Here is a 12,289-nt window from a genome sequence, read left to right as displayed (position 1 = left end):
GGCCCTCGGTCCGCCTCCGTCCCGCTCACTGCGGTCCGTCGGCGTGCCCCCAGCCTGGCCTCGCCGGCCCGGCTGTCCGGCCCGCCGAACGGCCAGTCCTCCCTGTCCGAAAGGACGGCCGCGGACAGGGCCCCGCTCAGTACGCTCGACTGCATGGAACTGACCGCCACCGGCGCCACGGCCCACGCCCTGGCCGCCGCGTACGACGTCCTGCGCCGTCCGCTGGGGCAGGTCCTGCCCCGGGTCTCGGCCGTCCTCGCGCCGCTGATCCCGCACCGTTCCGCCGCCGAACTCTCCACGCACTGCGCCCACTCGCCGTTCAAGTCGGCCGACGCGAGCATGCTCGTCACCGCCGCCGACCTGACCCCGCTGCTCGCCTCCGGGACGCCCGGGCGCCCCTGGCAGGGCACGGTGACGGCCGGCGGCACCGAGCTCCCGGTGGTCGCCGTGACCAGCGACGCCACCCCGCGGGGCTCGGTCCTGGTCCTCGTGCGCGACGAGGGCGCCGCCCCCGCGGGCGAACCCGAGTTGGCGGTCGCGCAGGCCCTGTGGGACCTCGTGACCAGCCACTTCGACCGCTTCGCAGTGGAGGCCGTGCCAGGGGCACTGGCCCGCTCCCGGGCCGCCGCGGACACCCGGGCGCGGGTGACCGCCGAGTTGACCACCTCTCACGCCGCTTCGCTGTCGGGGGTGTTGGGGGTCCTGCGGAGCCGGGCCCTGGACGATGCGACGGCCCGGGCGACCGCCACCGAACTGGCCGTCTCCGCGCTGGTCGAGATGCGGGCGGAGTCGACGCGGGACCGTTCGGTGGCCGAGGAGCCGGCCCGCGAGGCCTTCGAGCGCCTCGCGGACGGTCTGCGGCCGATGCTGCGGCACAGCCCGGTCCGGCTGGAGCTCGGCCCCCCGGACACCGCGCGTTCCCTGGCGGCGGACGTGGCGCACGGCGCGCGGGCGATCCTGCGGGCGCTGCTGCTGATCGTCCTGGAACAGGACACGGTGACGCGGGTCCACGTGGGCTGGCAGCTGACCGAGCACGAGCTGCGGGCCACGGTACGGGACGACGGCGCGGGCATGCTCGACGCCTGCCCGCTGGGGGCGGGCAGCATCACCGACCGTCTGGAAGTCCTCGGCGGGCGCCTGGAGACGGACGCGGTCGCCGGCTGGGGCACGACCCTCACGGCGGTGATCCCCCTGGCCACTCCGGACACCCCGGTCACGCCCGCGGACCATCCGCTGACCGGGCTCGGCGAGCGGGAGGTGGAGGTACTGACCCATCTGGCGCTGGGCCACCGCAACCGGCAGATCGCCCAGGAGCTGCACATCAGCGAGTCCACGGTGAAGTTCCACGTCGCCAACATCCTGACGAAGCTGGGCGTCGGCTCCCGCGGCGAGGCGGCGGCCCTCTTCCACGCGGCGGCGTAGGGCCTGGCGCTGGGGCACGTCCGGGCCGCACCGACTCGGCCGCGCCCGGCTCCCGGCCGCCCGGCTGCTCGCCCGGCCACCGAACGCCCGCCGCGGCGCGCCGGAGCCCGCGGGCCCCGCGCCCCCGTCCGCCGTGGCGCGGCAGGACGCTGTCAGTGGCGGGTGCCAGACTCGCACCCATGAGCGAGAGGTGGGCGCTGGCCACCGAGGCGGAGGGGGACGGAGCGCTGCTCGTCCCGCTCGGCCCCGACGGGCTGCCCGCCGGACCGGTCCTGCGCGCGCCCGATCTCGTGACGGCCGTCCGCTCCCGGCCCGACGTCGCCCGCTGGGTATGGCGCTCGACCGCCGAGGTCTATCCCCGGCTGCTCGCCGCCGGGGTACGCGTCGAGCGGTGCTACGACATCGAGGACGCCGAGCAGCTCCTCCTGGGTCACGAGGGGCGCCTCGGGGAGCCGCGGTCGGCCGCCGCCGCCCTCGCGCGCCTGCGCAACGCTCCGGTACCCCCCGATCCGCCCCAGCGCACCGCCGCCCCCGGATCGCAGGACTCGCTCTTCGAACCCGCGCCGGCCACCGGGATCCCCTTCGAGGGCCTCCTGGAGGTCTACGCCGAGCAGCAGCGCCGCCACGACGGCACCGAACACCCGGGCAGGATGCGGCTGCTCACCGCGGCCGAGTCCGCGGGCATGCTGGTGGCCGCCGAGATGAACCGGGCCGGTCTGCCCTGGCGGGCGGACGTGCACCGCGAGGTGCTGCGCGGGCTGCTGGGCGAGCGCTACGCGGGCGGCGGGGAGCCCCGCAGACTCGCCGAACTCGCCGACGAGGTGTCCGCCGCCTTCGGCCACCGGGTCCGCCCCGACCTGCCCGCCGACGTGGTCAAGGCCTTCGCGCGGGCCGGGATCCGCGTACGGTCCACCCGCCGCTGGGAGCTGGAGGAGATCGACCATCCCGCCGTCGCGCCGCTGATCGCCTACAAGAAGCTGTACCGGATCTGGACGGCCCACGGCTGGTCCTGGCTCCAGGACTGGGTGCACGACGGCCGCTTCCGCCCCGAGTACCTGCCCGGGGGCACGGTCAGCGGACGATGGACCACCAACGGCGGCGGCGCCCTGCAGATCCCCAAGGTGATACGGCAGGCCGTGGTCGCGGACGAGGGCTGGCGGCTCGTCGTCGCCGACGCCGACCAGATGGAACCCCGGGTACTGGCCGCGATCTCCCGCGACCCCGGGCTGATGGAGGTCGCCGGGCACCCCGACGACCTGTACACCCGGCTGTCCGACCGGGCGTTCTCCGGCGACCGCGAGCACGCCAAGCTCGCCCTGCTCGGCGCGATCTACGGTCAGACCAGCGGCGACGGCCTGAAGAACCTGGCCGCGCTGCGCCGCCGCTTCCCCCGTGCCGTGGCCTACGTCGACGACGCGGCCAAGGCGGGCGAGGACGGCCGGCTCGTCCGTACCTGGCTCGGCCGGACCAGTCCGCGCGCGGCCGGCGCGGGCGAGGCGGAGGAGGCGGGCATCCCGCAGGAGGACGCCGGCGCGGGAGCCGGACGACGGGGCGACGCCGAGGGCGAGTTCACGCCCGGGTACGCCTCCACCGACGCCCGCGCCCGCGGCCGGTTCACCCGGAACTTCGTGGTCCAGGGCAGCGCGGCGGACTGGGCCCTCCTGATGCTGGCCGCGCTCCGCCGGTCCCTCGCCGGAATGCGTGGCGAGCTGGTCTTCTTCCAGCACGACGAGGTGATCGTGCACTGCCCGGGAGACGAGGCGGAGGCGGTCACGGAGGCCATCCGCGCGGCCGGTGACGAGGCCGCGCGGATCGCCTTCGGCCCCACACCGGTCCGCTTTCCGTTCACGACGGCGACCGTGGAGCGCTACTCGGACGCGAAGTAGGGCGCTGCGGCCCCGCCTCGGCCACGGTCACACCGGGTCACCGGTGCCCACCTCCGTGCCGCGGCCGGGGCGCGTGCGGGCGTTTCCGGCAAGTTCGGAAGCCGGAACATCCATAACATCCCGAAACGGGGTAATCATGAATTATGAACGCTTTTCTCGCGGAGTCCGCAGGGGGCGCGACACTGGCCGGCGTCTGGCAGACAGGCCTGGCCCAGGTCCTCGGCGGTCTGATCATCGTCGCCGTACTGATCGGCGGGTTCTACCTGGGCATGCGTGTCCGGGACAAGGAATCCCCGACACCGAAGCCGGAGGAACAGCCTCACCGCCCGGAGACCGACGCTCTCCCCGGTGAGATGTCCGAGTACCGCCGACCAGCGGAGATGCCGCAGACCGACGGGGAACACCGGCTCATGCCGTACGAGCTCAACAAGTCGGGCAGCGAGACCTCCCCCGAACCGCCGACCGAGGAGAAGCGGAAGTGGGGCGGGATCTCCAGCGGAGGCTTCGGCAGCGGAGGAACGGGCCACGGCGACTGAACGCCGGGCGCGCCGCACCTGACGGCGTGCGGGGCGCCGGACACACCGTCCGGCACCCGCACACCGGCCCCCGACACCGACCGCACCGGGCTGCCGACCCGTGCGGTCCCCGGTACACACCCCCTCGCCGCAGCCGCCTCCCCGTCCCGTCGGCCCCTCCGCACGGGACATCCGGGCAGCCGCGGCCCCTAATCGCCCGCCGTCGGGCGGCGACGGCGGTCCACGCTCCACGGAGGTCGTTTCCGGTGGACGCTCACACACTCCCGGCCGAGCTCTTCGAGCGACACCGACCGCGGCTGCGGGCGCTCGCCTACCGGCTGCTGGGTTCGTTCGACGAGGCCGACGACGCCCTCCGGGAGACCCGGCTGCGGCTGAGCCGCTCCGAGACCGAGGCGACCGAGGCGACCGAACCGCCGGACGCCCGGCCGACCGCGGTCGTCGCCCGCGTGTGCCTGGACCTGCTGCGGGCCCGCGAGACACCTCGCGCAGGCCCGTGGGACGCGGGCGACGACGAGGCCCCGCACCCGCCCGACGCGGCGGGCGATCCCGACGAGCGGGCGCTGCTCGCCGACTCCGCCGAACGCGCGCTGCTGGTCGTCCTGGACACGGTCACACCGGCCGAACGGCTGGCGTTCGTGCTGCACGACCTGTTCTCCGTCCCCTTCGAGGAGATCGCCCCGATCGTGGAACGGACCCCGGCAGCCGCCCGGCAGCTCGCCGTCCGGGTGCGGCGGCGCGTCCAGGGGACGGAGGAGATGCCAGAACCGGACCTCCCGCGTCAGCGGGAGGTCGTCACGGCGTTCCTGGCCGCCGCGCGGAGCGGCGACGTCGACGTCCTGCGCGCGCTCCTGGACCCGGACGTGGTGCTGCGGGCGGACGCCGAGGCGGTCCGTACCGGGGCGACGGGTGCGCACGGGGCGGACGACGTGGCGAAGACCTTCTCCGGACGCGTGGCACGCGCGGCGCGGATCGCAACGGTGGACGGAGCGGCCGGCCTGGTCTGGGCACCGGGCGGGGAGACGAGGGTCGTCTTCGGCTTCACCGTGCTCGACGACCGGATCACCTCGATCGACGTCCTGGCGGACCCGGGCCGGCTCCACCGCCTGGAGCTGGAGCTCCTCGACGAGTGAAGACCCACGGCAAGGGCGGCGGGTCAGGGGTCCTGGAGCAGGCCGAGCAGGCTGCCGTCGGCGTCCCGGACGGAGGCGATGCGCCGGCCGCCCCCGACCTCCTGGATCTCCTGGACGGTCTCCCCACCCGCGGCGAGCAGCGCCCGGCACGTTCCCTCGATGTCGTCGACGTGCCAGTACGGGGTCGGTCCGGTCAGTCCCTTGGCGTGGCCGTTCGGGTCGAGGCCGATGTGCTGCCCGGCCACCACGTACCCGACGTAGTACGGCTCGTCGATCTCGGGCTCGACGCCGAGCAGGGCGGTGAACAGGGCTTTCGCCTTCTCCAGGTCCTTCACGGGGTAGAGGATCGTCTGGGCTCCGGTGGTGGTCACGGGGTCCTCCTCGGGGAGGTGGGCGGGGGATGCCGTCCCTCTCCATGATCCGCGGCGCACGGCGGGTGACAAGCGGGACGCGACCTCTCCCTCGCCGCGGTCAGCCCTCCCGTACCGCCCCGCCGGGCCGCCGCGCGCCCGCGGGGACCTCCTCGTCCGGCGCCCCCGGGCCCCGCTGCGGCGCGGACCCCTCCCTCGGTGTTTCCGTCCGCTCCTCGGGCAGCTCGCGCCGGGTCCGTACCGGTGACAGGAACACCGGCAGGAAGGCCGTGGCCAGGAGCGCGCCGCCCACCCACAGCGTGGGTCGCACGCCGACGAGTTCGCCGAGGAGACCCGAGGCCGCGGCGCCGATCGCGAGGGCGCCGGTGAGCAGGAACCGGAAGGTCGCGTTCATGCGGCCGAGCAGGGGGTCCGGGGTCATCCGCTGGCGCAGGCTGACGCCGAGCACGTTGTCCATGCCGGTCTTGAACATCGCCAACAGCCAGCCGGCGCCCGCGATCCACAGCCAGGGGCCGTGTCCGACCAGGGCCACGAGCAGCCCGGCGGGGGCCAGCAGGAGGCCGACCAGGCCGAGGGTGCGTCCATGGCCCAGGCGGGCCGCCACCGCCCGGGCGCAGCGCGCGCCGACGAGCAGCCCGACGCCGCCGGCCGCCCAGTAGATGCCCAGAACGCCTGCGGAGAGGCCGAGTTCGCGGACGAACAGCACCGGCATCATCGTGTTGAGGACCTGCGAGCCGAGATTGGTGAGGGAGGCCGAGAGCGCGAGGGCCCGTAGTTCGGCGTTCCCGAGGACGTGCCGGACGCCGGCGGCGATCCGGCTTCGCAGCGGCTCCCCTACCGGCGGGCGGGCCGGCGGCGCGTCCCCCTCGCGCAGCCACAACAGCCGTACGGCGGAGGCGAGGTGACCGACCGCCACCCACACGACCGCCACCGGAGCGGTGAACAGCTGGACGAGCCCGCCGCCGGCGCCGCGGCCGGCGACGTTTCCGGCGGCCATCATGCCGACCATGGCCGCGTTGGCCTGGACGAGCCCGTCACGGGCGACCAGCCGGGGCAGCACGCTCTGTGCGGTGACGTCGGCGAAGACCGTGGCACACCCGCCGAGCAGCACGACGGCGTACAGCTGGCCGAGCGTCAGCACCCCGCACCACCAGGCCAACGGCACGGAGGCGAAGAGGAGTCCGCGTGCGGCGTCCGCCGCGATCAGCACCCGCCGCTGCCGCATCCGGTCCACCCAGGCCCCGGCGGGTAGCCCGATGAGCAGGAAGGCCAGGGTGGACAGCGTGGCCAGTACCCCGACCTCGCCGGGGCCGGCGTCGAGCGCCTCGACGGCGATCAGGGGGACGGCGACGTATCCGACATTGGTACCGAGCTGACTGAGGACGGCCGCGGAGAAGAGCGTGCGGAAGTCGGGGACGCGCCAGGGTGAGTCGGATCGCATACCCGCGAACCTGCCCCACCCCGACACGTCACCACAAGCGAAGAGTTCTACAGCGACGCTTAAGCGCCACTACATCCTGGACGGCTGCCGGCCCGAGAGGATCGCCCGGACAGGAGCTAGTGACCTGAGTCAGAGATTCGTCGGCAGTAGGCGGCGAATCTCTGACTCAGGTCACTAGCCGAGGATCCGGCCGGCCCGCTCCGCCACATGGGCCGGCGGCGCGATGCCGGCCGGCAGGACCGGGTCGGCCAGGGGCGCCCCGATCGTGGTGACCAACGGCAGGACCCCGGCCCACAGGCCGAGTTCGGCGTCCGGGCTGTCACCGTCGTCCGGCGGGCCGTCGCTGGTCTTCACGGAGGCCTCGGTGAGGTCGAGCGCGACGAGGGCGGTCGCGGCGAGCTCCTTCCGGCTCGGCTGCCGGGCGTAGTCCCACTGCCCGGGCGCGGACTGCTCGGTGAGGGCCCGCAGACCCCGCAGCTTCTCCTCGGGGTCGGTGACCAGGCGCGGTACGCCGTAGATCATCGCGCACCGGTAGTTGACGCCGTGCTCGAAGACGGAGCGGGCGAGCACGAGGGCGTCGACGTGCGTCACGGTGACGCAGACGGCGGCGTCGGGGGCCTGGACGAGGCTCCGGCTGGCGACCGATCCGTGCAGGTAGATCCGGTCGCCGTCGGTGCCGTAGACGGTGGGCACGACCATCGGCGTGCCGTCGACGACGACCCCGAGATGACAGAGGAACCCGGCGGCCAGCACCGCGTCGAGGTCCTCCCGGCGATGGCTCCCCTTGTGCCGCATCCGGCGCAACCGCGTCCGCCCGGTCACCTCCAGCCCCCCGGCCTCCTCCTGCCCGCCCCGCGCCTGCTCCGACGCGTCACCCTGTATCTGCTCGGCGGCTGTGCCCATACTGTCCTCTCCCCCGGGTGTTTCCCGCTCCCCGTGTTCTACGACGTTCCCTCCGCCCCCCGCCACGGCCGCCCACCAGTCGGGACCGGGAGGCACCGCACGGAGACGCGGGAGCGCGGGCCACCAGAGGCGGGCCATCCCCGTCGCCTCGGGACTCAGAGGGCGGTGGAGAGCGCCACGTGCCGCCATGCGTCGAGTTCACGTCGTACCAGCTCCAGCTTCGCCTCGACGCGCTCCACCGCGTCCTCGCCCAACTGGAGGCGCAGCGGGGGCTCGGCGGTCTCGGTGACATCGACGATGGCTCCGGCCGCCTTCGCGGGATCTCCTGGGGCATGACGAGGGCCCGCAAGATCATCTCGGGTGGTGTCGGACGATGCCGCAGAATCCCGTTTCCCCAAGTCAGAGCCATTCCGACCTTGATCACCCTGACGCCGGGTCACCCCCATTGCCACCTGGTCCGCGTACGCAGCACTCACACAAACCGGCTCACCCTCAGAAGGAGGTCAGATCCCGCCGAGGTCGACCTCCATCGCGAAGGGCGCCGAAACCTTGACGACGCCGGTGAACACTTCCCCGTCCCGGTAGACCCTGGCAGCAGGGTCGAGGACGTAGGTGTACACGAGAGGGACGCCGGTGGCGGCCTGCTCGACCCTCCAGTAGAAGGCGATACCGGACTTGGCGTACTGGTCCGTCTTCACGATCCGGTCGGTGGTCTCCGATCCCGGTGAGACAACCTCCACGACCAGGAGCACGTGCTCAGGACGGGTGGGCGTGATGTCGATCGTCTCCGCGCGGTACACAACGACATCCGGGCGCCGATTCGTGAGCGGGACGTCCTGGAGACGGACATCGAAGTCGGTATCGGCGTTCCAGTCAGGCCCCGCAGCCGCCTCCAAGGCATTCGCCAGGATCCGAGCAAGCCGGTTGTGGCGCTTGGACGCACTGGGACTCACCACGACCATCCCGTCCACGATCTCGATCCCCGCACACTGCTCCTGGGACCAGGAGTCGTACTGCTCCGCGGTGATCTGCTCGTGCATCCACGCAGGGGCTGCCATCTCGGCAGTCATGACGCACCTCCCGGACACCATGCGGGCGGGCCCGATCCCGCTGAGCTCAGCGTACTGTCTCAGCTCCCCCAGCACGCTGGGCGCCAGAACAGCAGCCATGCGTGCTTCGGCCGTCCAGCACGAGACGACAGACGGCGGTCGTCCGTCTGCCGTGGAAGGGATGGAGACGGCGTCCGATCAACGCATCACCCCCGCCAGCTCCGTCGTGCATTCGGCCTGCGCCGCTACCTCCGCTTTGTCGCGACGGGCCGCTGACCGGAGACGACCGGCGGGCGAGAACCGTGGTCCACGAGCTGACAGCCCCTTCGCTCGCGCAGGCTCACGTACGAGATTTCGGACCCCGCTGCCGCAATGTCCGCTCCGATAAAGGGCATGAAAAAGCCCCAGGTCACGGCGAGTGAGTCCTGGGGCTGATCCGAGCCGCCTTCGGGATTCGAACCCGAGACCTACGCATTACGAGTGCGTTGCTCTGGCCAACTGAGCTAAGGCGGCATGCTGTGCGGTCCATACTGGGCGCAGCAGCGTCGCCAAGTCTACACAGTTTCCGAGGGTGCTCCGACCACCCCTCGCGTGGGCCTCGCCACCCTCACGAGCAGCGCTTTCCCTTCTGCGGGACCGTGCCCTCCAGGAGGTAGGTGTTGATCGCGGTGTCGATGCAGTCGCTGCCTCGGCCGTACGCGGTGTGGCCGTCGCCCTCGTAGGTCAGCAGCGCGCCGGAGGAGAGCTGGGAGGCGAGCGACTCGGCCCACTTGTACGGGGTCGCCGGGTCGCGGGTGGTGCCGACCACGACGATCGGGGCCGCGCCCTCGGCGGTGATGCGGTGCGGGCGGCCGGTCGCGGGGGTGGGCCAGTAGGTGCAGTTCAGGGCGGCCCAGGCCAGGCCCTCGCCGAAGACCGGGGACGCCTTCTCGAAGGACGGCACCGCCTTCTCCGCGTCGGCGGGCCCGGTGAAGGCCGGCGGCAGGTCCAGACAGTTGACGGCCGCGTTGGCGGCCATCAGGTTCGCGTACGTGCCGTTGGCCTCGCGCTCGTAGTAGCTGTCCGCCAGGGCGAGCAGTCCGGAGCCCTCGCCGCCCATCGCCTGGTTCAGCGCCTCGCGCAGCTGCGGCCAGGCCGCCTCGTCGTACATCGCGGCGATCACCCCGGTGGTGGCCAGCGACTCGGTCAGTTCGCGGCTCTCGCCGGTCGGCAGCGGCTGCGCGTCGACCTGGCGGAAGAAGTCCCGCAGGTTCGTGGTGGCCTCGTCGACGGACCCGGTGCCCAGCGGGCAGTCCGTCTTCTTGACGCAGTCCGCGGCGAAGGACCGGAAGGCGGTCTCGAAGCCGGCCGTCTGGTCGCGGTTGAGGTCGACCGCGGGCAGGGACGGGTCCATCGCCCCGTCGAGCACGAGCCGGCCGACCCGGTCGGGGAACAGCTCGGCGTAGGTGGCGCCGAGGAAGGTGCCGTAGGAGGCGCCGACGTAGCTCAGCTTCCGGTCGCCCAGCACCTCCCGCAGCAGGTCCATGTCCCGGGCCGTGTCCACGGTGGAGACATGGGGGAGGATCTTCGACGACCGCTTCGCGCAGCCGGCCGCGAACCCCTTGAAGGAGGCGGCGAGCGCGGCCGTCTCGGCGCTGTCGTCCGGCGTCTGGTCGACCTGGGTGTACGCGTCCATCTGCGGTCCGGTCAGGCACTCGACGGGCTCGCTGCGGGCCACGCCGCGCGGGTCGACGGCGACCATGTCGTAGCGGGCGCGGACGGGAGCGGGGTAGCCGATGCCCGCGTAGCCCTGGAGGTAGCCGACGGCCGAGCCGCCGGGCCCGCCCGGGTTGACCAGGAGCGAGCCGAGCCGCTTCCCGGGGCCGGTGGCCTTGATCCGGGACACCGCCAGCTTGATCTCCCCCGCCTCCGGCGCGGCGTAGTCGAGCGGCGCGCGGAGCGTGGCGCACTGGAAGCCGGGGACACCGCAGTCGCGCCAGGCGAGCTTCTGCGCGTAGAAGCCCTTCAGGGCGGCCGCGGACGCCGGGGAGGCGGTCGCCGACGCGGAGGTCCTCGCGGACGACGGCCCCGCGGCGGCGTCGTTTCCGCCCGTGCAACCGGAGAGGATCAGCCCGGCCGCCGCGAGGGCCGTGGCGGACGTACGGAGCAAGCGCCTGGAGTCCATTCCCGGAGCGTATCCGTACGGGTGCGGAGCGTGTCCAATCGCCGGTCCGGGGCCGCGCCCGGCCCCGCCTCGGACCCGGCGGAGCAGCGCGCGCGCCATCTCAGCCCCGCAGGGCCATGGTCATCGCCTCCACCGCCAGCAGCGGGGCGACGTTGCGGTCGAGGGCCTCGCGGCAGGCGAGCACCGCCTCGATCCGGCGCAGGGTCCGGTCCGGGCCGGTGTCCCGGGCGATCCGCTCGACGGCGTCCCGTACGTCCTCGTTGGCCAGCGGCGTCCGGGCCCCCAGCTGCAGGGCCAGCACGTCACGGTAGAAGCCGGTCAGGTCGGTGAGCGCCAGGTCCAGGCTGTCGCGCTGGGTCCGCGTCTTGCGGCGTTTCTGCCGCTCCTCCAGCTCCTTCATGGCCCCCGCCGTGCCCCGCGGCATCCGACCGCCCTGGCCGCCGCCGAGGGCGGCCCTCAGCTCATCGGTCTCCTTGACGTCGACCTCCTCGGCCACCTGCTTGGCGTCCTCGCCCGCCGCGTCCACCAGTTCCTGGGCGGCCTTGAGGCAGCCGCCGATGTCCTCGACCCGCAGCGGCAGCTTGAGGACGGTGGCCCGGCGGGCACGGGCCCGCTCGTCGGTGGCCAGCCGGCGGGCCCGGTCGATGTGCCCCTGGGTGGCGCGGGCCGCGGCCTGGGCGACGGCCGGCTCGATGCCGTCGCGGCGTACGAGCACGTCGGCGACCGCGTCCACCGGGGGTGTCCGCAGCGTCAGGTGGCGGCAGCGGGAGCGGATCGTGGGCAGCACGTCCTCCAGGGAGGGTGCGCAGAGCAGCCAGACCGTACGCGGTGCGGGCTCCTCGACCGCCTTCAGGAGGACGTTGCCGGCGCCTTCGGTGAGCCGGTCGGCGTCCTCCAGGACGATCACCTGCCAGCGGCCGTTGGCCGGCGAGAGCTGGGCCCGGCGGACCAGGTCGCGGGTCTCCTTCACACCGATGGAGAGCAGGTCCGTGCGCACGACCTCGACGTCGGCGTGGGTTCCGATCAGGGCGGTGTGGCAGCCGTCGCAGAAGCCGCAGCCCGGGGCCCCGCCGAGGGCCCGGTCGGGGCTCACGCACTGCAGGGCGGCGGCGAAGGCGCGCGCCGCCGTCGCCCGGCCCGACCCCGGGGGGCCGGTGAACAGCCAGGCATGGGTCATCTTGGACGCGTCGGGGCCGGGGTCGCCGGCGGCCTGGGCGGTCACGAGCGTGTCGGCGTCGCGCGCGGCGGCGGCGAGCTGCTCCTCGACCTTCGCCTGTCCGACCAGGTCGTCCCATACGGCCATGTGCCCCTCCTCAGGTACGCCCTCCATTGTGGGGCACCCCGCCGACAGCGGGTCTCGGATCGGCGGGCCGGAGGCGAGGAGGGG

The 12,289-nt window shown here is 73.6% G+C and carries 10 protein-coding genes and 1 tRNA gene; 4 read left to right on the top strand and 7 right to left on the bottom strand.

The features are described from left to right. Positions 1-153 precede the first annotated feature (153 nt). The 4 genes from ACE1OA_RS18995 (at position 154) to ACE1OA_RS18980 (ending at position 4,974) form a co-directional block, all read left to right on the top strand. Entirely contained in the window at positions 154-1,422 is a 1,269-nt protein-coding gene (locus tag ACE1OA_RS18995; protein WP_356603691.1) for a LuxR C-terminal-related transcriptional regulator, read from the top strand. Between the two features lie 179 nt (positions 1,423-1,601). Continuing rightward, positions 1,602-3,308 (top strand): bifunctional 3'-5' exonuclease/DNA polymerase, encoded by a 1,707-nt coding sequence (locus ACE1OA_RS18990; RefSeq protein WP_432753111.1) that lies wholly within the window; start codon positions 1,602-1,604, stop codon positions 3,306-3,308. 143 nt (positions 3,309-3,451) lie between these two features. Continuing rightward, the gene (locus ACE1OA_RS18985; RefSeq protein ID WP_356603687.1) at positions 3,452-3,844 is read left to right on the top strand and encodes a DUF6479 family protein; all 393 of its coding nucleotides are present in this window, start codon (positions 3,452-3,454) and stop codon (positions 3,842-3,844) included. Positions 3,845-4,089: 245 nt separating this feature from the next. Continuing rightward, positions 4,090-4,974: a sigma factor gene (locus ACE1OA_RS18980; RefSeq protein WP_432753110.1), complete on the top strand. Its 885-nt coding sequence runs from the start codon at positions 4,090-4,092 to the stop codon at positions 4,972-4,974. A 23-nt stretch (positions 4,975-4,997) separates the two neighbouring features. Here ACE1OA_RS18980 and ACE1OA_RS18975 read toward each other — a convergent pair whose 3' ends face one another. The 7 genes from ACE1OA_RS18975 to ACE1OA_RS18945 form a co-directional block, all read right to left on the bottom strand. Continuing rightward, the gene (locus ACE1OA_RS18975; protein ID WP_356603683.1) at positions 4,998-5,345 is read right to left on the bottom strand and encodes a VOC family protein; all 348 of its coding nucleotides are present in this window, start codon (positions 5,343-5,345) and stop codon (positions 4,998-5,000) included. Between the two features lie 100 nt (positions 5,346-5,445). Beyond that, a complete protein-coding gene (locus tag ACE1OA_RS18970) occupies positions 5,446-6,786 on the bottom strand; it encodes an MFS transporter (RefSeq protein ID WP_384868790.1) in 1,341 nt (446 codons plus the stop codon). Positions 6,787-6,960: 174 nt separating this feature from the next. After that, positions 6,961-7,581 carry a pyridoxamine 5'-phosphate oxidase family protein gene (locus tag ACE1OA_RS18965; protein ID WP_356776360.1) on the bottom strand — a complete coding sequence of 207 codons (621 nt, stop codon included), beginning with the start codon at positions 7,579-7,581 and terminating at the stop codon, positions 6,961-6,963. 611 nt (positions 7,582-8,192) lie between these two features. Next, on the bottom strand, positions 8,193-8,759 hold the full coding sequence (locus tag ACE1OA_RS18960; protein WP_356603855.1) for a Uma2 family endonuclease: 567 nt from the start codon (positions 8,757-8,759) through the stop codon (positions 8,193-8,195). A gap of 418 nt (positions 8,760-9,177) precedes the next feature. Then, positions 9,178-9,251, bottom strand: a tRNA-Thr gene (locus tag ACE1OA_RS18955). A 94-nt stretch (positions 9,252-9,345) separates the two neighbouring features. Continuing rightward, positions 9,346-10,902: an alpha/beta hydrolase gene (locus ACE1OA_RS18950; protein ID WP_356603675.1), complete on the bottom strand. Its 1,557-nt coding sequence runs from the start codon at positions 10,900-10,902 to the stop codon at positions 9,346-9,348. A gap of 100 nt (positions 10,903-11,002) precedes the next feature. Then, positions 11,003-12,205, bottom strand: coding sequence for a DNA polymerase III subunit delta' (locus tag ACE1OA_RS18945; protein ID WP_384868794.1), 1,203 nt, complete (start codon positions 12,203-12,205; stop codon positions 11,003-11,005). Positions 12,206-12,289: the final 84 nt, after the last annotated feature.

The sequence above is a fragment of the Streptomyces sp. JL2001 genome, assembly GCF_050917515.1.
In the GTDB taxonomy this organism is placed as follows: domain Bacteria; phylum Actinomycetota; class Actinomycetes; order Streptomycetales; family Streptomycetaceae; genus Streptomyces.
This window is presented reverse-complemented; position numbering and strand designations above follow the sequence as displayed.